The organism is Peribacillus simplex, assembly GCF_900156045.1.
Classification (GTDB): domain Bacteria; phylum Bacillota; class Bacilli; order Bacillales; family DSM-1321; genus Peribacillus; species Peribacillus simplex_D.
In genome coordinates this window covers 283,023-306,848 of sequence record NZ_FTMX01000004.1, presented here as the reverse complement: position 1 = coordinate 306,848, position 23,826 = coordinate 283,023, and the positions used below count along the sequence as shown (strand labels likewise).

19 protein-coding genes and 1 pseudogene are annotated in these 23,826 nt (G+C 36.9%); 5 read left to right on the top strand and 15 right to left on the bottom strand.

The window, feature by feature from the left end:
- Positions 1-2 precede the first annotated feature (2 nt).
- The gene (locus BW986_RS15720) at positions 3-275 is read left to right on the top strand and encodes a ribbon-helix-helix domain-containing protein (RefSeq protein WP_076368805.1); all 273 of its coding nucleotides are present in this window, start codon (positions 3-5) and stop codon (positions 273-275) included.
- 339 nt (positions 276-614) lie between these two features.
- Here BW986_RS15720 and BW986_RS15715 read toward each other — a convergent pair whose 3' ends face one another.
- The 7 genes from BW986_RS15715 to BW986_RS15685 form a co-directional block, all read right to left on the bottom strand.
- Entirely contained in the window at positions 615-1,034 is a 420-nt protein-coding gene (locus tag BW986_RS15715; protein WP_076368804.1) for a VOC family protein, read from the bottom strand.
- A gap of 484 nt (positions 1,035-1,518) precedes the next feature.
- Positions 1,519-3,147 (bottom strand): ribosomal protection-like ABC-F family protein, encoded by a 1,629-nt coding sequence (abc-f, locus tag BW986_RS15710; RefSeq protein WP_076368803.1) that lies wholly within the window; start codon positions 3,145-3,147, stop codon positions 1,519-1,521.
- A 448-nt stretch (positions 3,148-3,595) separates the two neighbouring features.
- On the bottom strand, positions 3,596-4,465 hold the full coding sequence (locus BW986_RS15705) for a cation diffusion facilitator family transporter (protein WP_076368802.1): 870 nt from the start codon (positions 4,463-4,465) through the stop codon (positions 3,596-3,598).
- A gap of 205 nt (positions 4,466-4,670) precedes the next feature.
- Positions 4,671-5,669 carry a sensor histidine kinase gene (locus BW986_RS15700; RefSeq protein ID WP_076368801.1) on the bottom strand — a complete coding sequence of 333 codons (999 nt, stop codon included), beginning with the start codon at positions 5,667-5,669 and terminating at the stop codon, positions 4,671-4,673.
- On the bottom strand, positions 5,666-6,337 hold the full coding sequence (locus BW986_RS15695; RefSeq protein WP_076368800.1) for a response regulator transcription factor: 672 nt from the start codon (positions 6,335-6,337) through the stop codon (positions 5,666-5,668). The genes BW986_RS15700 and BW986_RS15695 overlap by 4 nt, the downstream gene beginning before the upstream one ends.
- Positions 6,338-6,355: 18 nt before the next feature.
- Positions 6,356-7,321 carry an alpha/beta fold hydrolase gene (locus BW986_RS15690; protein WP_076368799.1) on the bottom strand — a complete coding sequence of 322 codons (966 nt, stop codon included), beginning with the start codon at positions 7,319-7,321 and terminating at the stop codon, positions 6,356-6,358.
- 176 nt (positions 7,322-7,497) lie between these two features.
- The gene (locus BW986_RS15685; RefSeq protein WP_076368798.1) at positions 7,498-8,049 is read right to left on the bottom strand and encodes a dihydrofolate reductase family protein; all 552 of its coding nucleotides are present in this window, start codon (positions 8,047-8,049) and stop codon (positions 7,498-7,500) included.
- Positions 8,050-8,439: 390 nt separating this feature from the next.
- On the opposite strand from BW986_RS15685, the gene BW986_RS15680 reads away from it, so the two are divergent.
- Positions 8,440-8,763, top strand: a complete 324-nt coding sequence (locus BW986_RS15680) for an antibiotic biosynthesis monooxygenase family protein (RefSeq protein WP_076368797.1) — start codon at positions 8,440-8,442, stop codon at positions 8,761-8,763.
- A gap of 499 nt (positions 8,764-9,262) precedes the next feature.
- Here the strand turns inward: BW986_RS15680 and BW986_RS15675 are convergent, their stop codons facing one another.
- On the bottom strand, positions 9,263-9,832 hold the full coding sequence (locus tag BW986_RS15675) for a GNAT family N-acetyltransferase (RefSeq protein WP_076368796.1): 570 nt from the start codon (positions 9,830-9,832) through the stop codon (positions 9,263-9,265).
- Positions 9,833-9,981: 149 nt separating this feature from the next.
- Positions 9,982-10,317 (bottom strand): annotated as a pseudogene (locus BW986_RS30770) (class I SAM-dependent methyltransferase); the annotation flags it as partial.
- 299 nt (positions 10,318-10,616) lie between these two features.
- Between BW986_RS30770 and BW986_RS29640 the strand changes: the two are divergent.
- Both BW986_RS29640 and BW986_RS15660 read left to right on the top strand, forming a co-directional pair.
- On the top strand, positions 10,617-10,934 hold the full coding sequence (locus BW986_RS29640) for a hypothetical protein (RefSeq protein ID WP_142244634.1): 318 nt from the start codon (positions 10,617-10,619) through the stop codon (positions 10,932-10,934).
- Between the two features lie 367 nt (positions 10,935-11,301).
- The gene (locus BW986_RS15660; RefSeq protein WP_081395650.1) at positions 11,302-13,086 is read left to right on the top strand and encodes a laminin G domain-containing metallophosphoesterase family protein; all 1,785 of its coding nucleotides are present in this window, start codon (positions 11,302-11,304) and stop codon (positions 13,084-13,086) included.
- A 177-nt stretch (positions 13,087-13,263) separates the two neighbouring features.
- Here BW986_RS15660 and BW986_RS15655 read toward each other — a convergent pair whose 3' ends face one another.
- From BW986_RS15655 to BW986_RS15630, 6 genes are all read right to left on the bottom strand, one after another.
- Positions 13,264-14,160 (bottom strand): DMT family transporter, encoded by an 897-nt coding sequence (locus tag BW986_RS15655; RefSeq protein WP_076368794.1) that lies wholly within the window; start codon positions 14,158-14,160, stop codon positions 13,264-13,266.
- A gap of 591 nt (positions 14,161-14,751) precedes the next feature.
- Positions 14,752-15,576: an ABC transporter permease gene (locus BW986_RS15650; protein WP_076368793.1), complete on the bottom strand. Its 825-nt coding sequence runs from the start codon at positions 15,574-15,576 to the stop codon at positions 14,752-14,754.
- Positions 15,577-15,596: 20 nt separating this feature from the next.
- A complete protein-coding gene (locus BW986_RS15645; protein ID WP_142244633.1) occupies positions 15,597-16,412 on the bottom strand; it encodes an ABC transporter ATP-binding protein in 816 nt (271 codons plus the stop codon).
- Positions 16,413-16,439: 27 nt separating this feature from the next.
- Positions 16,440-17,501 carry an ABC transporter substrate-binding protein gene (locus BW986_RS15640; RefSeq protein WP_076368791.1) on the bottom strand — a complete coding sequence of 354 codons (1,062 nt, stop codon included), beginning with the start codon at positions 17,499-17,501 and terminating at the stop codon, positions 16,440-16,442.
- A gap of 1,173 nt (positions 17,502-18,674) precedes the next feature.
- Entirely contained in the window at positions 18,675-20,126 is a 1,452-nt protein-coding gene (locus BW986_RS15635) for a GntP family permease (protein WP_076368790.1), read from the bottom strand.
- Positions 20,127-20,404: 278 nt separating this feature from the next.
- Positions 20,405-22,393, bottom strand: a complete 1,989-nt coding sequence (locus tag BW986_RS15630; protein WP_076368789.1) for a YjhG/YagF family D-xylonate dehydratase — start codon at positions 22,391-22,393, stop codon at positions 20,405-20,407.
- 663 nt (positions 22,394-23,056) lie between these two features.
- Between BW986_RS15630 and BW986_RS15625 the strand changes: the two genes are divergently transcribed.
- The gene (locus tag BW986_RS15625) at positions 23,057-23,824 is read left to right on the top strand and encodes an IclR family transcriptional regulator (protein WP_076368788.1); all 768 of its coding nucleotides are present in this window, start codon (positions 23,057-23,059) and stop codon (positions 23,822-23,824) included.
- The last annotated feature ends 2 nt before the right edge of the window (positions 23,825-23,826 follow it).

Sequence of the window (23,826 nt, the reverse complement as noted above, 5' to 3'; positions counted from 1 at the left end):
AGGTGGAACGACTTATTAATTCTGAAACGAGAAAACCAATAAACATTACCCTCAATCCGTACTTGACTAATAGACTCGCTAATCTGGCTGAAGAAAGAAATATCCCCATCGAAAGACTGATGGATAAAGCTGTAGATTTGTTGCTTGAATACATGGAAGATAATGAGACCGTTAATCAGGTGAAATACAGTAATAACGAAGCGATAGAAAAGAATAAAGAAAGTATTGCAAAAAGTAGAGAATTCATTAATAAAAAACAAGCACTTAACCCTTAGGTTAAGTGCTTGTTTCATACTGTAGGCAAACTCGATGAAAATCTAGTTTACCTACAGTTTTTTATGGCTTGTACAATTTGGACGTTGCTTTCCACTCCAGGCACTCGCTTTCCGCGGGCGGTCCTGGAGCCTCCTCAGCTTTCGCCTGTGGGGTCTCCCGTAGACACGCTGTTCCCGCAGAGTCTCGTACCTTCCGTTCCAATCAACTTTGTTTTAACCTTTAGATAGAATCCTTTTGCCTAGAGTCTTTTTAGAAATATTAAAACTTGAGGTGATGAGGATGCTTTCTAAACATGATTCCATTCAGTGATATCAACTTGATATGAATCACATTCATGATTAAATGATGTCCCACTGCGGATTCCAAACGATTTCCCAAAGGTGTCCATCAGGGTCTTGAAAGTGTGCAGAGTATCCTCCCCAGAAAGTGACATGTGCCGGATCAGTTACGATCGCTCCAGCTTTTTTTGCTTTTTCCAACACAATATCCACTTCCTCTTTACTACCTACATTGTGACCAAGGGTAAATTCAGTAGGACTTGTCGGAGACAAAGGAACCTTGGCCTCATGAGCTATATCCCTTCGATTCCATATGGCAAGCTTTAAGCCTTCTTGCAGGTCGAAAAAGGCAACAGCTCCATGCTCAAATTCTTTGCCCACTATTCCTTCTGTTTGAAATCCCAGGCCATCCCGATAGAATTTCAACGATTTTTCCAAATCATCCACACCCAATGTTATGACAGTAATACGCGGTTTCATGATTGACCTCCTTCTTACTTACTTTCACCCTCTATTGGTTACCAACGCTTTTAGTTCATACCAGATTAAAAAATCTGAATGCATTGGAATGCTTCAATAATTAGCATTCCTTTTTTTGATAGGTGTAAATAATCGCCGTTCAAAAAGACCAAGTGAAGGTTCTACCTCAAATTACTGAGGTTTGAGCAAGGACCTCTATTCCTCTATGTATTGGTTTTCTTCAGTTGTTTTGATCACAAGCCTATCTGTGGATACGGATTACTGATTTTAATCGTAATTTCCCCCTTCCCCCATACAGCGTCATCGAAATTGTCACGTCGAAAAAACTGCCATTTGATAAAATCTCCTTTTATTTCCTATACCGATCAAGACTAATTAGGACTAATCCATTTTATAGCTATTTTATCATCCCCTACTTTAACCGCTCTTTATCCATCAATAGGGCCCCTCTCGATTAAGAAGGGCCTTTAATAATGGATGGCACTTAACCCTCAAGCTCCTTTTTCTTGTTCAAGAGTTGGAGGTATTCCCTATCCAATTCCGCTTTTTCCTCTTCCTTCATAACACTGGACAGCTTCCCAAGTGTCTCGATGAGTTGCACTTCAACCATAAGAAGTTCAGCCTGTTTATCTTGATGACCGTCTTCAAGCGCAGCCGATTTAGTTGATTTCTGATTGATAGCACATACTCTCGGAGGTTCATCTTCAAATGAAAGGGAGTGTGTTGCAAGCGATTGGATCAATGAACGATCATGAGTTACAAAAACGATGGTACCTGGATATGCTTTTAACACCTCGGTTAAAGCCTCTTTAGTTTGAATATCCAGGTAATTTGTAGGTTCATCCAAAACCAGTACATTATAGTTTCCCAAAAAAACTTTTGCCAGAGAAGCCCTGACTCTTTCCCCACCGCTTAAAAGTGATACTTGTTTGTGAACATCATTTCCTTTAAAAGCTAATCGGGATAATAGTGTACGAATAAAGGCTTTATTGTAGGGACTGTCCTCCAATATATTTTCAAGTATCGTTTTACTTTCATTCAAATTTTCTTGTTGTTGGGCAAAAAATCCAATTTTTGCTGGCTTCGCGACATATAAATCTCGGTGCCGTTCCACTATCTTTTTCAATAATGTCGTTTTTCCTGAACCATTTTGACCATTGATGGCGAGTCGGCAAGCTAGCGGGACATCTCCAAAAATATGTTGTTTCAGCATTCTTGACCCGACTTTCAGGGAACAGCCATTAAATCGAATGACCCTTTTGCTATGCAAAGATGGAAATTCTGAAATATCAAAGATTATAGGGGAATCTTCCCTCGGTTTTTCTTTTTTTGCTAATTTTTCGATTCTGGTTTCAATCGCTTCAGCAGAACGGTTCAATTTCGCCTTCTGTTTCCCGGAGCTCCGTTTATGGAGCCTTGCTTCTGAATTGCCCATTCGTTTAGGGGCTTTCCTGATTGAATCAGATTTGGCTTGAAGGTTTTGTGCAGCCTGTTTCAACCGATTCTTTTCACGGGTATACTCTTCATATTGCTTATTTTCCTTTTCTGTTTTTGCTTGCTTTTGTTTGATATACGCTTCGTAATTCCCTTCATATACAGTTACCTTGCCTTGCTCGACTTCCCATATTGTTGTACACAGATGATTTAAGAAAGCTTTATCATGTGAAGTAAGCAAAATAGCGCCATTAAAAGACTTTAAATCCTTTTCCAATTGTTCAATTCCAGATATATCCAAATGACTGGTAGGTTCATCCGCAATCAATACATCCGCATTGGAGGACAGAGCTGCGGCGATTTTCCTTCGAGTACGCTCGCCGCCGCTTATGATTTCTTGATTCTCATTGGGCAGTTTCCATATGCTCGTTAACTCCCCGCTTATTTCTTGTTCATTTTCTTCAATTTGCGGGATATAGCTGACTGTTCCATAGCTTTCTATATGACCGGTATCGGGTTCCCTCACGCCCGCTAGAATAGAAAGCAAGGTCGTTTTACCTTCTCCATTCCTGCCAACCAAACCAACACGGTCATGGCTGTAAAGATGAAGTGAGTCAACGGAAAGAACTTTACGGTTCCCGTAACTTTTCTTTAAATCATTCGCTTTTAAAAATAACATGAAAAATCCCCCTCTATTTTTCTAGAGAGAGATCGCCTGTTACTAAATTAATATACATAAACCAAATATACCCCATCTGATTTGATAACAGATAAAGCAGTTGTATATGAATTAGTACCTATAAACGAACAGACGAATCCCATCTCTAAACATAATCATTAAAAATCTCACAAGGGTATCTCAAAAGATTCTTGTTCAAATGGAATAGTGATTCACTTTACTCACCAATAAATCCGGTAAGCAAAAAAAGTGACGCGTATTTTCATTGAACATATCTAACCGATTACACCCATTGATATAGATTTAGATTTACTGTTTATTTGATAAGATTACTGCTTCATTGTATAAGGTACCTTTTCCTTCCAATGTAATGAATTAATGATTGCATATTATTCATATGTTTGTAAAGCCATATTATTCCCTTTTTATTAATGCTCAAGAGAGAGAATTAATTGGGCTCAACATGGACATGAACATCATACACTCCATGATCTTTCATCATCACTTTCTCTACATGGGTCGCTATATCATGTGCTTCTTTAATATCCAGGGTAGAATTGACAAGGATGACAACATCAATCACTTCATTATTCCCGTAATTTCTCCCTTTAATTTCCTTTATCCCCTTGACTCCATCAACATTTGTAATTACATCCTTATATAGATGAATTTTATTTTCATCAAATCCATCAGAAAGTTCATGCGAGGCTTGAATGAAAATATCCCAGGCTGTTTTGCATATCAATAATCCAACTATGATGGCAGTAAGTGAATCAAGCCAAGGCATATTCAATTGGGAACCGAAAATCCCAATAGCTGTTCCGATACTTACCCAAGCATCGGAAATATTATCTTTTGAAGCTGCCATAACGGCTTTACTATTAATTTTTATAGCAAGCTTTTTATTATATCGGTATACAAAATACATGGCTATTGCTGATAAAACACCTACATACCCTGCAATAATATCAGGTGATTCCTTTCCACCTTTAAGCATGGAAGCAACTGCATCTATTAAAACTTGTACACCAACAGCAAACATGATGAATGAAGCTACCATCGAAGCAATCGTTTCACTTTTCCAATGACCATAACCATGATCTTTATCGGGGGGTCTTTGAGCTAGCCTTAAACCGATCAGCACGGCAATGGACGCGATAATATCAGTCGTGTTGTTCAAACCATCCGCTTTCAAGGCCGCTGAGTCGCTTATGTATCCTATAACAAGTTTCATGATTGATAGACAAATATAAGCAATGATACTAATGATTGCACCACGTTCGCCTAATTTGAGGTCATTATATTTTTGTTCTTCCATTCAACTTCCCCCCACAATTAAGTACCTGAATATCATATCAACTTAAAAATGGGTGGGTCTATAGCAACCTTTTTGTATCGCTTTATATAAGTAAGTGATATATAACTATGTTGCATGGGGCAAACTATCTGAAAAGATTGATATTGATGAACCCTTGACAAAATCCCCGGATGTTAACGCCGCAAAATAACGAATCAAGTGAGATTTATATCGTTTTTTCGACTGTAAAACAAAATGAAGTTCCGCTTTCGTTTGATTGCAAATTATATTTTATATGTAGTGTCTTGGCTATATCCTCAATTATTTTTAAGCCAAGCCCCTTACTTTTACTATCGATATCAAAACCAATTCCATTATCCTTGATAATGACTCCATTATTTTCAATGGTTATCACAAGTTTATCAGCCCTCGAGTGATTCAACACATTTTGGAAAACGTTATCGAACAACCTTTGAAGCCACAAGTCATTACTTATCCATCCCAACTCTCCATTTAATGGGTGATATATTAATTCAATACCATGCATGTTATACAAATAGTCCCATTTTTTAACCATCATTTCTAATAAATCGTGCATATTCACTTCATCATTTAAGATATAAGAATTATCTAACGCTTCAGTGGATTGAATTTTATATTCATTTGTTAATTCGGAAATATAATCAATTTGTTGATATAGTGATTGCAGTAGTGGAACTTGATCCGTATATTGACCTTCTAAATAAAACAATTGTAATTTTATTGCTGTTAAAGGTGTATTGATGTCATGCCTTAATTTATTCAAGAGTTCCTTTTTCATTTCCTCCTGTTGTTTTAGTTCCAATTCCCGATAGGTCGTTCTTTCAATCAATAAGTTCACCGATTTAGTTAATTTCCCGATTTCATCATTGCTTTTAATCTCTAATTTATTCGGAATCTCCTTATCACTGGCCAAATTCCTGATGGTTTCATTCAATATATTGATTTTATTTAATAGTGAGTTAATAGATTTGGAAAATAAGAAGGCTAACAATAACAATGATAAAATAAATACCCCCAGCATTGTAGGATATGCAAAAGATTCATGAAAAGGAATATCATCATTTTTGGTTTTAAAGGCCAAATCATAAATGACTGACATAAAGATACTGATTAACAGTAATATAAATGGTACGCTAATAACGGCGATAAATAATAATAGCTGGTATTTTTTCTTTAATTTCATTTCTTTATATAGGTATTCAATCTATACCCTTCCCCATATATATTTTGGATGATCTCACCGTTGTTATCATTGATTTTTGTTCTAACTTTTTTTATATGAACATTAATGATATTTTGATTCCTATCTTCGAGCTGCCATAAATATTCAAAGAAATGTTCTTTCGTTAAGATCCGACCCCTATTTTCATATAAATAGAAAAATATTTTACGCTCTATAGCAGTAAAAACCACTTCATTATGCAAGTCATTATTGAATACTTTTTTATGTTCGGCATCTATATATATATGCTTAATTTGCGTGAAAGTGCCATATTGATTATCCAGCAATTTCTGCATTCTTAGTAATAGCTCCCTGGGATCAAAAGGCTTAGTCATATAATCCTCACCAATTGTCAAACCTTGGAGTTTGCTTTCGATATCATTTCGGGCGGATAGAAAAATAACTGGAATATTTAATCCTAGACTATTTACTTTCCTTGTAATTTGATAGCCATCATCTCCTGGCAGCATAACATCCATAATGACTAAATCCATATCATGGATTATTTCTATAATATCTTTTCCTTCTTTCATCCAACGTACATTGTATTCTTCGCGTTGCAAAATTTTTTTCAATAAATCACCAATCATCAAATCATCTTCAACAATTAAAATATTATATCTTTTCATCACAAAGCCTTTCTTTATTCATTTGATAAATTCCATGGCAAGATCATAAATCTCATCTGGCGCATATAAATAAATGCTGTGCGTCCCTTTCAGTTTAATTACATCGGCTTTTAATAGTTTTTGTGCAAACTTCTCATAATCTTCATTTTTTTGTTTTGTATATTTAGAATCCTTATTTTCATCGGCAATCGCATCTAAAAATAAAATGGGTGTACCTTTTGGAATCGGCAAGTTAACTGATTTTTTCCCATTACTGTAACTTTGTAAAAGCTCTTGCTCCATATCATCATTAAAAAACTGTTTATATGATAGTGCTTTATATATTTCCTTTTCATGGTCAGTTAAGAAAGATTGCCGAATCACTTCGGGATTATAAACAGCAGAAGGAAAAAGACGATGCAAACCCATTTTCGTTAAAATATTCACTCCTCTTACAGTCAATGAATCTACCATGCCCATTTTATGAGTTACATATTGGTGCGGTAAACCAATATCCAAAGCAATGATTCCCTTTACTTCACTTGGGTATTTTTGTGCCCAGTAAATAGCTTCGATACCTGATATTGAGTGTGGAACCAAAAAATAAGGAGGTTTATTTCCACTTTCCATTAATGATTTCCTGCTTTGCTCCAATATTGTATCAATATCCCTATCATCGTGAAAAACATCACTGTATCCATATCCAGCTCTTTCAATGACTGCAATCCTATTTTCTTTTGCAAACTTACTATATAATCCTTTCAATTCATAAACTGGAGCCGCAATCCCGGAACCGGACATAAAAACGTATGTATCCTCACCGCTGCCTTCCGTATATACATTAATTCCCTTGTTATTAAAATCAACCGATGTTACTTCTCTAATTAATGATGATTCCTTTCCCATTTGATAATTATGGTAAATAAAAACAGCCATTTCTACAAATATGATAATAGCAATGAAGATAAAAAATATATTGTTTGATACTTTCAACATTTTCCTCATAGAGAAAACTCCTTTCAAGTTATACTGAAAGGATATATGTTAAAAATAAATTTCTAATTAATTTTCTTTAAATTATTTCACTTTTAATGACCAGTGAATATTCATAAGAAAAAGGCTGCGCCAAAGCAGCCCTAACTATTGAAGGAATGAAGTATCGGCAGCCCTCCACCATATTCCTAAGTATAAATAATATTATATGTAGGTTTAATCACTCCATTTGGAAACTGTTTCATTTCAACTAAATCTAATTTTAGACTAGGCTTAACGCTGCCGAAAAGAGGGATGCCTTCACCGATTATGACTGGATTCACTTTCAGCACCAATTGATCAATGAGTTTATGTTTCAATAACGTTCCAGCCAGTTCTCCTCCCCCGCAAAGCCATAGCTTTCCATCACCTTGCTGCTTGAGGTTTTCAATAAACGCAACGGCGTTTCCTTCGATAAGTTCTACCTCCTCATTCGATTCAAACTGAAGGGAGCTCGAAAATATATAATGTTTCAAGCCCTTATAACCCGGTTCACCCGGTTTAGCTCCGAATTGAAATCCAAATTCATATGTTTTACTTCCCATCAACACCGCTTCATATTGCTGGATATCGGATAAAAAGTCTGGGACATGATCTCCTTCAAATAAGAAAAAAGATTGATTGATATCCCCATCCAACATTGCTTGATCCGCAATGAAATTGTCCAGTGAAACCGCTACATGATATACCAATTCTGCCACTTAGCCATCCCTCCAAAAGTGATTACACATTTTACACGAACAACGAGTGTCTTATAACTTTCAGATAACCATATCCATTATACTCTTGATATGGTCTTCATTTATTTCGACACCCACTTGCGTACATAGGTATTTATTTAGTCTAAGGAATTCTGGGATCATATTCCGCACACAAAACCATCTCCTTTTTTTGTAAAACCGTCAAAGTAATATATATTCGGTAATCAGAATAAAATCCCTTCCAAAGAATTAGCCGTGTCAGTGATATATACCGCGCTTACCACATTGTTTTCTTGGCGGATATCAAGGAACCGCTTTACCTGGCATCTATCCATGTTCCCGCCCATGTGGTATTGTTTTGAATATTAAGTTAAAAGGAGGCATCATTTCATGTTTGCAAATACTCCCGAACCACCCTATTACGCATGTATTTTCACTTCTAAAAGAAGCGATAAGGATGCTGCAAGCTATAATTCAACCGCGGAATTCATGGTTGAACTTGCTGCCCAACAAGATGGCTATTTAGGAGTGGAAAGCGTAAGAGATCCAAACGGTTTAGGAATTACCGTATCCTATTGGAAGTCCCTGGATGCCATAAAGCTTTGGAAAGAAAATGCTGCTCACAAAAAGGCACAGGAAAAAGGGATGAAGGATTGGTACTCGTCATACTCAACCCGAATTTGCAAGGTGGAAAGAGATTATACAAGCAAGTGAGGAAACTAAGATTTCATGTACAGAGATGGTTTTTCATGAAATTTCCAGCTATAGAAAAAGACCGCTTTTTTAGCGGTCTCAGATGTAGACAAACTCGAATTAAAGCAGATTTGCCTTCAGTTTTAAAAATATTCAGTTGATTTCAGAAATCCGCTCCCTTTCCGCCGACTGTCTGCCAAGCCTCCTCGCCGTTAACGGCTGTGGGGTCTCGGCAGGAGTGTCGCAAATTTCTTCAATCCAATGAGGGTTTCATCCATATAAAAGTACACCAAGTTTGTTTTAAAATTACGGTTAGGAGTGAGACCATTTAAATGAATCTCCAAGTTCCAGTTGATTTCAACATCCTTTTCCATTTTATGAACAAAAGGGCTTCTATCTAAATTTCAAATCAAAGTTGATTGGATCGGGTGTTCGAGACTCCTGAGGGAAAGCCAGTTCCCTACGTTCAAATTTTGTAAACCATCAAAAGTAAAAAACACAACCAAATTTTCTTTTAAAATCATGATAAAGAATTAAAGGAAATGTCAATCAGATCTTCTTTTATGAGTGAGTACATATATAAATCATCGAATTTGCCACATGTATATTCATAATGCCTTAGCAATCCTTCTCTTCTAAATCCTTGTTTTTCCACGAGTTTTTGGGATGGGTGATTATCAGGTTCAATTAACGCTTCAATCCTTTCCAGGTGAAAGTGGCGATAACCATACTTAACAACGGCTTCCAATGCTTCACTAGCAATGCCTTTTCCCCAATGATCTTTACTTAATTCATATCCAATTTCAGATCGATAGTGTTTGGTGACCATATTCAGAAAACCGCAACTTCCTATAACCTTACCGGATTCTTTTAATGTAATTCCCCATCTGATTCCCGTACCTTCCTGGAATATAGATTCGTACCACTTAATTTCATCCCATACGTCATTGACTGTTTGGCATGGATCTAGCCCCATTGGCTTCACTACATCCGTATCAGATAAATATTTAAACATATCACCCGCGTCTTCTATAGTTACTTCCCTTAAGATCAATCGTCGTGTTTCAATAAGCGGAAATACCTTCTCCATCCAATTTCCCTCCTCCAAAGTCCCTTTTCCATACGTAACTGATTTAATCATTACCTAATTAAAGCCAATAATCAACGCTTTATTGTATAAAGAAATAATGATAATAACTAAAAGGCGTCCCTACTTTCGTAGAAACGCCTTTTTTCCGTTTACTTGATTCCTTCATTAATAGAATTCGTTTCATTTACTGCTGAAATCATTAAAAACATGGGCCTTCGGTTTTCATCTATCATTTCAGGAACACTTTTTAACAATTCATCAGATGGCATCGGTTCCTTTACGGCTCTTACGCTGAATCAAGCACCAATTAAGTCATTTATATATGTTGAAATTGTACGATGATACTTTACTACGTTTTCGGTTAAGAAGGTTGTTTCTCTCACACCTTCGAATTGATAATTGCCTACTGGCCAATGCAGATGATTTCCTTGATCATCTACATATCAAGCTTGTTCATTGCGAGAAGTAAAGATTGGATGTTCAACCTAGAAAACAAATGTTTTGTTAAGTCTAAAAAGGATTATTTTTTCTTATTATCTACTGAATACTCCTTATCATCTTTAGTTTTCATAATACTAACAGTTCTCTATCACAAAACAACTGAAGTACCAATAGTGTTTAAAATTCAATATGAGGGAAAAAAACAGCCATTAATATTGCTGTCTTTTATTTTGACAACAATAAATAGGCAGGCCTATTTTATCGTACATCATTGTCCATATAGGACACTTCCCACCCTTTGTACATATCCTGAAAGGGTAAACAAAAAAGGAGGATTTCTTGAATGTATAATTACGCTTATTACCCTAATAATGTGCCTTATTATATAGATGGAGAACGAATACCGGGCCCGGGCGGTGGTCATGGCGGCGGTCAATGGGACGGACACGGCGGCGGTCATGGCGGCAGTCAATGGGATGGACACGGCGGTGGTCATGGCGGTGGTCATTGGGATGGACACGGTGGCGGTCATGGCGGTGGTCATTGGGATGGACACGGTGGCGGTCATGGCGGTGGTCATTGGGAACACGGGCATTGGGTTCCACGTTGTAGAAGAGTATGGGTTCCCGGATTTGGGTGGTCTTGGATTTGTAGGTGGTGAAAAAAGACAGCTTATGGCTGTCTCTTTTTTTTTGCTTTTTCTTCGTTTTGTCCATTAACTCCAATTACCAGTATGCTATTCATGCTTTCCCATCTGAAGTTCAAATTACTGCAAATCTCTTTCGACAATTAGTTGCATTCCCTGATTTCAACAAGATAATTCGTACACATTAGGACTTATATCCTAATGCCCTTCAAAAGAATAAGACTTTTTTACTCATCCTTAATAAGTTATCGAGAAGATAAGCAAACTATACCATATTGCAGCTATACGGAATCTACCTAGGCTTAGTTCGCTACAAATTAATCCAGGTAGTAAAAGGATAAATGTATATCGCTTAATCAAAATGTAATGGGGTGAATGTTTTATGAGAATGAAAAAAGCATTAATAGGTCTCTCACTCTTATGTATGATTGTTCCTGGTATTGCCAAATCGGCTGATTCCGTTGCTGAAAATAATCGAAGCAGTATCGTAGCAAATTGGAAATTCACAAAACAACATGTTAAAAGCGGTTCAATCGATAAAGGTAATTTAATTATAAAAGATACAAGCAAACATGGAAATGATTTAGAGTTAGTGACGATAGGTGATCCTGCCTCGCCTGAATTAAAAAATATGATTCAATGGTCTGAAGAAGATTATGATGATCAAGAAAAAGTGGATAGCTTGGAGTTCGCTAATTACGAAAACGCCCCTTCAGGTAGATATTTCAAAACCAATAAGAATGCACCTATCAATTCGGAGAATTTCGATAAGGGTTTTACCATTGAAGCGATTTTTAAGTTGCCAAGTGATTCCAAGAGTGTCATGGGGCTTTTTTCTAGACAAGGACAGGCTGCCGATCTTAATAAAATGGAAGGCGAGAAAAAAATCCTTTCTGCTTTAACTGTATCCAGTGATCAAAAAATCCACTGGACAAGTCATCCATCTAATTTAAATTATAATGTAAGCAATTGGTCTCGATCTTTAAACGCTGATGAATGGTACCATTTGGCAGTTGTAAATGATGGTGACACGACGACTTTAACGTTGAATGGCATAAGTGATTACGGAAAATCAGAAAAAGTAATAGGTATTGCAGCAGTTAAAGGTAAAGGCTGGAACATCGGGGCATCTGAGTGGGGAAATAAGTTTAGTGCACTATTCAAAGGGAATATCCAGGAAATACGAGTCGCTAATAAGGCTTTAACCGAAAAAGAATGGCTTGTGCAGGACGCCCGTGACGATGAACCATTCGAAGGATCCAACAAGGCTTTACCCTTTCTAACGAATAAAAAGAATTATAATTTTCTTTTTGTACCAGATACCCAGAAATATTCAAGCCAAAATCCAGAGATTTTTAATAGCCAAATGAACTGGATTTCCAATAACACCAAGAAGAACAATATCATCATGAATACATTTGTTGGGGACATTGTCGATAGTGATTCAGAAAAACAATGGCAGAATTCCCTCGAGGCCATTTCCCTTTTGGATAAAAAGGAAGTTCCATATATGATGGCAGCAGGGAATCATGACTATGCGGCCGGAGACCCTTTCTTAACACACTATGGGCCGCAGCGTTTTTTGAATAAAAAATACTATAAGGGGTCGTCTCTCTCTGGTTATAGCTCATATGCAATCGCTAAGGCAGGGAGTTATGAATACTTAGTCTTGATAGTGGATATGAAAAATCTGCATAAGGACCTGGAATGGTCAAAAAAGGTTCTAGATCTGCATAAAGATAAACCGACAATCCTCGTCTCACATGATATTATATTTCCGAAGGTTAAGGATGATAAAACCATCGCCGTCGAGTCGTCTAATGGCCGGCTGATTTGGAATGAACTTGTAAAGGACCATAATCAAGTGTTCATGACGGTTAATGGACATTATTTTGGGATAGCACATCGGGTAAAACAAAATTCAGCAGGAAATGATGTCATTCAAATGCTGGTCAATTACCAAACGAATTATCGAGGGGGTAATGGCTGGCTAAGACTTGTAGAGTTTGATGAAAAGAAAAATGGATTGGTATTCCGTACCTATTCGCCATTTGTCGACGAAATGTCTAAAAAGGAAAAATCCTATATCGATTACAAATTTTTAACAGGTGAAAATAATTCATTTAAATTGTATTGGGACTTTAAAAAAAGATTTGATTTTAAGTAATTAAAAGAGGAGGAAAAAATTCAATTCCCCAGGTGTAACTGATATATCTCAGCAACCTGGGTGAATTCCTTTATTGGGTGCCCTCCTATTTGTTGCGTCGTACAAGAAGGATAAACTCTCATTCTTCATGATGAATTTAAAAATGCTGTGATGTTTTCCTGTTGGTTTAAACAACCATCATGCTGCTTTTTTCATTACTGACTTATACTTTCCGAACCCATTAACGACAAGAACCCCTAATATCGCAATTCCGCCGCCCATGACTGAAAGAGTACTAGGCACTTCCCGCAGCCAAACCCAAGCGACGAAAATGGCAATCACAGGCTCAAGGTATAACAAACTGGAAACGGAACTGGCTTTTCCTAATGATAGAGCAACTGCCCAAGTTACATAACCGATGGCCGCAGGGAAAATACCAACAAAAACCGCTGATAAATGACCTTCCATTGTAGCGTGTTGAATTTCTTGAAATAGCCCAGGAAAAAATATGAAAAAGGGTATGGTACCGATCCATGTGAAATAGGCTGTCAATTCAATCGGATTGTAGCGGCTAAACAGCGGCTTTTGGAAAACAAAAAACACTGCAGAAGCAATAGCGGACATCAGCACTAAAAAGGCACCTTCAGAAATTTTCAGGGAAGGGCCTGCAGTACCTAATGTTATTAAGGTGATCCCTGTGAATCCTATACCTAAACCAATCCAACCGAATAGGCCGAGGCGTTCTTTTAAAACGAACGCAGCGATGATCGCAATGAAAACAGGTGCTGAACCAATCAGCATTCCAGCCGTTCCCGCCGAAACGGTTTGTTCCCCGAATGTCACCCCGATATGATAAATACTAATACCAATAAATGCAAGGATCGATATCCTCAGTAAATCCTCTTTTTTCGGGAGTCGAAATTTCACCCCAGGCCATAGAGCATAAAGGACAAAAATCCCAGATGCTATAAGATAACGAACAAGTACCAAATGGCCGGCTGAATACCCGCCATGTAAGCTTGCACGAATGGCCGCGAATGTAGATCCCCAAATAATAACTGTAATAGATGCCAATAAAAACGCTTTAGTGTTCAAAACCCATTCCTCCCAACCATTCACTATAAACTGAAGGTATCATGGATACAGGAGAACTTCAATAAATTTTCTATCTCGCTGTGAAGTGGAACAGTAAAAATAACGAATCATAATACATTTTGAGATGTAATCATCGCTGACGAAATTTTATTCCATATGAGATTGGATTGGAAATTTCCATTAAAAGATGGATTAGGTTTGAAAACCATGCTAAACAAAAGGTGCTTCGTATTGGAAGCACCTTTTGTTCAGACTGTAGACAAATTCGATATTAAGATTACCTACATTTTTTTGCGGGAGTGTAAAATATGAACGTTGATTTCCACTCCAGGCACTCGCTTTCCGCGGGCGGTCCGGGAGCCTCCTCGGCGCTCTTGGCGCCTGTGAGGTCTCCCCTGGACACGCTTTTCTAAGCAGGAGTCTCGTACCTTCCGTTCCAATCAGCTTTGTTTAAAAATTCAGAAGGAACCCCTTTTGTATACAAACTCGTTTACAAATACCTTTTCCAAATTTAAGCTTACTTGAAATATTGTCTTGAGGCTTTTAATCTGTAACAGTAATGCAATAATAACCTTTAAAGGGTAAATTTTATTAACTATTTTCTGGTTTCCAAGATGAAAATCGTCTTTCAATAATGCCTAATAATGAAGTAAGAATGATTCCCGTAATCGTAATGACCAACACTCCAACAAACATACGATCAGTTTGCAGATTTTGACCATTGCTTGTCAATTGATAACCGATACCAGCTGTCGAAGCGAATAATTCACCTACAACTACAGCAATTAATCCTTGACCAATACCTAAGCGAATACCGTTTAAAAGGAATGGTACCGTCGAAGGCAAAGCAATCGTTTTAAAAATTTGAAATTCACTTGCACTAAATGTTCTTGCTGCTTTTATTAAGTTTTGATCTAATGTTAACATAGCTTTTTGAGCGCTCATCACTATTGGAAAGAAGGCCATCAAAAATACGATAACAATTTTTGATGCTGGGCCTATTCCGAACGCAATTATGATCACTGGTAAAAGGGCGACTTTAGGAGTTACATATAATCCTGAAATGAAAGGATTAACTACAGCATTAAATTTGGAATTCCAGCCCGATAACACACCAATTGGAATTCCAATAAGTATGGCTAAAACAAAGCCTGCAATAAATTCGTAACCACTTACTTTCATATTTTCCCAAAAAGAAATTTCTTGGACCATTAAAACTGCCGCTTGTGCAATTTCAATTGGTGAGCTAATGAACAATGGATTTATCCATTCATTTTGGGAAGCAACTTCCCAAAGCAACAGGAATAGTAAAACAGAAGCAACACTGATGAAAAATGACTTCTTTTCTTTTTTTATTTTCTTCGCCTTTTTTATCTTGTGCTTTGATTGTGTAAGTTGGATCGTACCCTTCGTCATATTATTCTCCTTTCCCGTTATTATTTTTCTTTATTATCGAAACCTTGTTTTGAAGACTCCTGTTCAATGATGGACCATATATGATCGACAAACTCTAAAAATTCCGGGCTACGCTTCACGTGGAGATCTCTCGGTCTAGGTATATCAACATCCACAACCTCCACTACACGTCCTGGTCTTGCCCCAAAAACAAAAACTCTATCAGCTAAAAATACCGCTTCATCAATTTGGTGTGTAATAAAAAGACTTGTCTTTTTTGTCTCATCCCATATTCTAAGTAACTCACCTTGCATAAATTCCCTGGTTTGTGCGTCTAATGCCGAAAATGGTTCATCCAGTAATATTAATGACGGGTTTACCGTTAATGCCCGAGCCAAGTTTACCCTTTGCTGCATCCCTCCTGACAATTCGTGGGGATAATGATTTTCATAACCTTTTAAACCGACCATTTCAATAAATTCTTTGGCCTCTTTCTTTTTCTCTGGTGTTATTTGCTTTTGCAGTTCAACTCCATAAAGAACATTTTCCTTAACTGTTCTCCAAGGTAATAGACTAGGGTTTTGAAAAACCATTGCCCTGTCCTTGCCGGGCCCATCAATTTTTTGCTGATCTAATAGAATTTCTCCCTTGCTTGGCTTCAGTAATCCAACTACAGTATTTAAAAAAGTGGTTTTCCCACAGCCGCTCGGTCCTACAATACATATAAACTCACCATCTTTGATATGCAAGTTTATATTCTGCAGGGCAATCACTTCTGCACCAGTTTTATTGTTTACGTAAGTAACATCCAAAAAACGAGTGGACAATTTGAACTTTTCAAGTTGTGAATTTTCCATCTTGACCATCATCTCCTTTCCATCTACTTATTTTTTAAAAGCTTCTTCTATATAACTATTTGTCCATATAACATCTTCAGTAGTATCCTGTTTAGTAGAAACGCCTGACAACTTGCCAAATTCAACTAATGGATCCTGGGCATTATCCCAAGCTTCTTGATTCATTTCTCCATAGCCTTTAAAAGTGTTTTTCAATCCGATAATTGATTCCTCTAGAATATCAACATCAATTCCATCAAAATAAGATACGATTGATTCGGCTGCCTCTCTTGGATGATTACGTGTGAACTCCATACCTTTCCCTATTGCCCGAACTACTTTTAAAGATGTTTCGTGATTTTCTTCTAAATATTCTTTTTTAGCAAAAACAGCTTCCCAGACCATATTCCCATACATTGGCTCTTCACTTGTATTGATTACAATCTCACCAACATCTTTACTTTCCGCTTGTAAACCCATCGGAGGTGATGCTATTCCCCCGTCAACAACCCCCTCCTGCATACCGCCAATCTTCGATCCATCTCCTGCTAATTTGACTGCTTTAAGAGTATTCGGATCAACGCCATGCATTTGCATTAAATATCGGGTGTATACGTCCCCAGAATCACCAACAAGGTTTGTTCCGATTGTTGCGCCGTTCAATGAAGCGACTTTATCTTCAAATGATGAGTCTTTAGAAACATTCTTTTTCTTTAGATATTGATTAGAGAGTGTAATTTGATAGGTTAGCGCCGAATTCAATGATTGAATAGCCAATAAATCTTCACCTTTGTCAAGAGGAGTGAACATACTTCGAGGACCTGAAACGGCAAATTGAGCTTCTCCCGATAATACAGAAGCGATGACTTGTGCTCCTCCACCACCAGATACAATCTCAGCGTCAATTCCTTCTTTTTCAAAAAATCCTTGCTCGATGGCTACATATAAAGGGGCAACTGACAACAACCGTGCAGGTTCCGTAAAAGTAAGCTTAACCGCTTTTCCTTCTGAACTCCCCTTATTTTCTGTAGTAGTTTCGTCACTTGAACCGCACGCAGACAATATTAATACTAAACAAAGCAGAACGAACGCCAATTTATTCTTAAACATATTCCTTACCTCCCCAAATCAGATTTATTTTTATTTCAATTGAAGATTGTCCATAAGGTATTGCCGTTCCCCCCTCTTTTTCGTTTTATATATAAAACATAATTTCATATACATACCAATTCTAAATCAGTCGTCCCATTATGGTCAATTATAATTTTGGAAAATTAAGATAATTCAGTAGACTTCTGCACAAAAAAACACTCTTTTAAAATCTGAGTGTCCTTTAACCCTAAAGATACAATTTTCTGCTTCATTATTGGGTACTTGCACTGTACAAATGCCGCTAATTCCCAGGTAACATCGGTTCTGATTCTGTTTTACTTCACATCGATGACCATTTAGATGATGTTCCTGATGGCTTATACTTAGATGGCATTCGATCAGCTAGTACATGGGAAGAATTATTTAACCTGACAAGAACGGAAAAAGCATTTTTAAAATTGGGGGAAACTTCAATCACGGTTTTTCCGGGACTCCATAGACAGAAAACCAACTAGGTATCTCATATAGGCTTTATTTATTAGTATCTCATTGTAAAGTGAAATCTTAACTTATGCGGCAGCCTCTTTAGCTTCTCTTTCTTCTTTAGCCTTTTGTTCGGCTTCAGCTTCTTCCTATACTGTTCACCCTATTGAAAAGCGACCATAAATAAAGCGCCTATTACCATCACTACAAAAGAAACTCCAGCAAAAAGAAAACGTTTCTTAGCTTTACCGTTTTTTTTAAAATTAATGAAAAAGACTTATAAAGATGAATATTGCAATTGCATTCATACCTAATAAAATAAAGTGACCCTCTCAATTTTTACTGTTCTAGTCTATCAAACCAACCTAGTGTAATGGGCTTACTTTTAAAATATTCCTTTTGAATTGCATCCAATACATATACGCACATTACTCCAAAAATAACTAGAATTGATCGGGTATTTATATTTGCAACAAAAAAAGCCCTCTCACTGAGGACCTCGAAAAAACCTACTATAATGTAAATATCCCGGAAATTGCTTAATCGAGCAAATCTTTTTGGACGAGATTTATAAACTTATTTCTCTGCTCTTCAATCATCACAAGCAATTCTTCCCCCGTCTTACATTATAGTAGGTTTTCAACTTCCATTTCTATTTAAATAGACTTTATCACTGGTCTCAAACCGTCCCCTTGTTTTCCAAAGGTTTTATGCTTTTATATTCCCCAAAGCGTTTCTTTTATCTTTGAATCGGTCAAACATACTGAAATATATGGATACTATACTAATAAGAATTATTACTGCTCCCGAAATAATTAAAGATGCATCTAATAATAAAATAAACCCTAATCCTGCTATAGAAGTAATAGTGGAAAGTATTGTCCATGTTGAAAACGTTTCCTTCATGCTTAACCCAAAATATTCTTTAATCATCCAAAATCCTGCATCATTAACATGCGAGCAAATTGAGCTGCCTGCTCCAGTTGCAAGAGTTACTAAGGCCAAATTAGCATCGTATTGAGCCAACATTGGAATAACTAATCCTGCAGTGGACATAGCTGCAACTGTGGCTGATCCTAAAGATATTCGTAATATCGCAGCAACCAACCAAGCAAGTATGATAGGTGACATTGAAGTTCCTGTAAATAATTCTGCTACATAATCTCCTACACCACCATCAATTAGTACCTGCTTGAAAGCACCCCCAGCGCCAATAATTAATAGCATCATGCCAATTGCTGCAATTGCTGATGTACAAGAATCCATCACTTCTTTTATTGGAGTATTTCTTGCTATTCCCATTGTATAGAATGCAAGAAATAAAGAGATTAACATTGCAGACGAAGGGTTTCCTATAAGACGTACAATTTCTAATAATGTATTCCCTTCAAACCCTACTGATTTTTGAATCATATCAATAATTGTAGATATAGCCATTAATAAAACGGGGAACATTGCAGTCAATACACTTATACCGAAAGCTGGTGTTTCTTCAAGCTGGAATGTTTTTTGTTCCCCTAAAGAAGCTATATTACCTGTTTTGTTAAATGCATCAGGTACAACTTTTTTAGCAACCTTAGTATATAAAGGGCCTGCTATAATGACGGTTGGTATTGCGACAATAATACCGTAAAGTAAAACTAAGCCAATATCTGCACCATATTCACCAGCTATTACTGTTGGCCCTGGATGTGGGGGTAAGAAACTATGAGTTGCTAATAAGGCTGCAGCCATGGGAATACCTAGGTGCATAATAGAAACTCTTAATTCTTTCGCAATTGAAAATACAATCGGAATTAATAAAACTAAGCCTACTTCGAAAAATAGTGCTATACCCACAATAAATGAAGCAACTACAACTGCCCACTGAATTCTTTTTTCTCCAAACTTGTTAATTAAGGTCATTGCAATACGCTGGGCTCCCCCTGCATCAGCAATTAACCTACCAAGCATGGCACCAAGTCCAAATATTAAAGCGATATGGCCAAGTGTACCACCTAATCCACCTTCAATTGATGCAACAACATTTTCCAGCGGCATTCCTAGTGCTAAAGATACAATAAAAGATACAATAATTAATGAAACAAATGTATTCAATTTGAATCCAGTAATCAAAATTAGCAACAGGATAATCCCAATCGCTACTATAAGTAATGGCATAATAAACCTCCAAAAAAATAATTAAAATATTTCTATTTGCTCAACTTACAAAAATACCGAACCTATATTTTAATTAGTAAGTAACTCTAGGATGCTTATGCTATTTTGTTTACTAGTCATAAAGTGTAGATATTTGAAAAAACGAAATATAGTAATCGCTTTCATTTGAAGTTATTACAAAATTTTAGCGTGCACTACTATTTAATAAAATGGGAGAATAAACGATTAAGTTAAAAAAGTAAGGTCTTAAATGTGCTTTAAAGTTGTGCAATTATAGATTAATTTTGAACTAGTGTTTTTTCTTCACCTAATGCTTTAACTCCCGCATTTAGAACTTCAATAATTCGATCTGTATCATAGATATTTCCGCGCCAAGTTCCTCCACTTACTGATTGAAGCGCAGCCCATAAACGAGTATCATCCGGAAGACCAGGATCCGGTTTGAGGTCTGGATGAAGGTCACGTTCTTTTAAGACATTCGTTGCTTTTTCTAAAGAAAGTCTTTCATTCTCAGTTCCAACAAAATTAACGGAACCCACTAACTGATTGCGGTCAACAATGATTTCAATAACATCTCCATCACGCAATTTCCCAATTGCTCCCCCAGCCAATGCCTCAGGTCCAATATGTCCAATACATGCTCCTGTCGAAACACCCGAAAAACGCGCATCAGTAATTAAGGAGACATGTTTGCCAAAAGACAAATGTTTTAATGCCGATGTTAGTTGATAGGTTTCCTCCATCCCGGTTCCTGAAGGACCACCGCCCATGACTACCATTATATCTCCTGCTTCAATGCCCCCTGTTTTAATAGCTTTTATAGCTGTCTTTTCTGAAGTAAAGACTTTAGCTTTTCCTGTATGCCGATACACTCCGTCTTCTCCTACCACAGATGGATCAATGGAAGTTGATTTAATTACTGATCCCTCAGGAGCAATATTTCCTTTTGGGAATGTAACTGTAGAAGTTAGACCTTTTTCTTTTGCTTTGACTGGATCCATGATAATATCTTCAGGATTAATCCCATCATTTTCTAACAATTGCTTTTTCATCAATGCACGTCTTTCTGATTTTTCCCACCAATCGAGGTTTGCACCAAGGGTTTCTCCGGTAACGGTTAGTACATCTTCATGCAAGACACCTAATTTTCTTAGATGAAGCATAACCTCTGGAACCCCACCAGCCAGGAATACCTTAACGGTTGTGTGACCAACAGGACCATTAGGCAGTACATCGACTAAGCGAGGAACCTTCTTATTGATTCTAGTCCAATCTTCAACAGTAGGGATTTTACAATTAGCTGCATGAGCAATTGCTGGGATATGAAGCAATAAATTTGTTGAACCTCCGAAAGCGGCGTGAATCACCATAGCATTTTCTATCGCTTTATCCGTAATAATATCTTTGGTATATAGCTTTTTCTTCTCCAATTCTAAAGCTGCACGTGCTGATTGCTTAGCCATCTCCATCCATATTGGCTGACCTGAAGGTGCTAGTGCCGAGTGAGGTAAAGCCATCCCAATGGCTTCAGCAACTACTTGGGAGGTGCCAGCAGTACCAAGAAATTGACAACCTCCACCCGGTGTAGCACAAGCACGACACCCGAGATCAGCAGCTTCTTGTAAAGTAATTTCGTTGTTTGCATATCTTGCCCCAATTGTTTGAATCTTTCCTGCGTCTTCTCCATTTGTAGGCGGAAGAGTAACACCTCCAGGGACAATGATAGTTGGCAAGTCGTGCATTGACGCTAGAGCTACCATCATTGCTGGAAGACCTTTATCACATGTAGCTACCCCAATAATTGCACGACGCGTAGGCAATGATCGAATTAATCTTCGATAAACTATAGCTGCATCGTTCCGAAAAGGAAGGGAATCAAACATACCGGCAGTTCCTTGAGAACGACCATCACATGGATCACTTACGAACCCTGCAAAAGGAACTCCTCCTTGTCTACTAATCTCTTCAGCTGAGGCCTTCATTAATAAACCTATTTCCCAATGGCCGGTATGATAGCCTAATGCAATTGGAGTACCATCATGATTCCTAATTCCACCTTGAGTACCGAGGATTAGAACTTGTTTTCCAAGGAGGTTTGAAGGTGCCCATCCCATTCCAACATTTTGAGATAATCCAAAAAGGTCACCACTTGGTGAATCTAGCAACATTTCGGATGTAAGTGGAAGTGAACCATCTGCCCCTTTTGAATGAGTTTGAACTTTGTAAAAAGATACATCCTCTTCGCCAAATATTGATTGCAATGACATATGTATTCCTCCGTTAATAAGGTTTTTTTATTACAATAAAAGAAATATTTTTTATGTAGCTCACATAATAATCTGCTAATTTTCGTCTTAATTTATAGCCATTACTATCATGTTTGCCTATTGCTATTTAAATTTTTATCATCAGGAATATTGAATTTTCATAGGACTGTTTATCTTTGAATACTCTCTATAAAAACCCCTCCCTTTGTTTTATATTATAAAACCGAGTTCATCTATATTAAACTTTTGTTGCCATTTAAAATAATCATATATATTTTTTCTGAAAAGTCAATCAACTATTTTAGAGCCGATTATAGAGTCAGATTTCATGTTATTTATAAGAAACCTCTACATTTTACTCATATCCACGTAAGGAACCTCAAAAGGAATCTAATTGTTTTAAAAACAGAGTGAATAATTCTAAATAAATACTAGTTTCAATAGAAGTTATTAACTTACGTAGATAAATGTATGACTTAATAACTTCGCATTGTAGAATGAGAATAATTAATAAATTCTTTATAATTTCTCTTTGGACAAAAAATGTCCATGTATTTATATATGTTTCTTGACATTTTAAAAAAACTAGTATTATATTTGAATTGCAAGATGTTTATAATAGTAAAAACAGGTTTTATAATTTAAAACAAGTAGGTGAAATTCATGCCTGTTATTCAATCAGTAGATCGTGCTCTTCGTATTCTTGATTTGTTTGACGAACATACAGCAGAATTGAAAATAACAGATATAAGTAATCAGTTAGGACTTCACAAAAGCACTGTTCATTCTTTATTGAAAACGCTTTTAAATCATGGGTATATTAGTCAAAATCCTGAGAATGGGAAGTATGGATTGGGAATGAAGCTCTTTGAAAGAGGAAACTATGTCATTCAGTCTTTAGACGTTAGAGATTTATCAAAAAAATACTTAATGGATTTATCGTTAAAAACCGGACAGACTGCCCACTTGGTTATACTAGACGGCAAAGAGGGAGTTTATATTGATAAAGTTGAAGGTCCTATGGCTGTTATTCTTTATTCAAAAATAGGGAAACGAATTCCACTTCACTGCTCCGCTGTTGGTAAAGCTTTAATAGCTTTTAAAGATCAAGAAGAAATTAAAAAAATTCTAAATGGATATGTCTATTTTAAACAAACTGAATCTACCATTTCAGGTGAATCTGAATTTTTGCGTGAGCTCCAACAAGTTCAATCTCAAGGGTACGCAGTTGATAATCAGGAAAACGAGCCAGGTGTTCGCTGTATTGCAGCACCCATTCGAAATCATGAGAACAAAGTTGTTGCCGCTATTAGCATTTCTACACTTATAGCTCGTATAGATGAGGCTCAGCTAGACATTTTTATTGAACAATTGAAACAGGCAGCTTTCCAATTATCAGAACAAATGGGAAATGGGATACCAATTTCATAGAG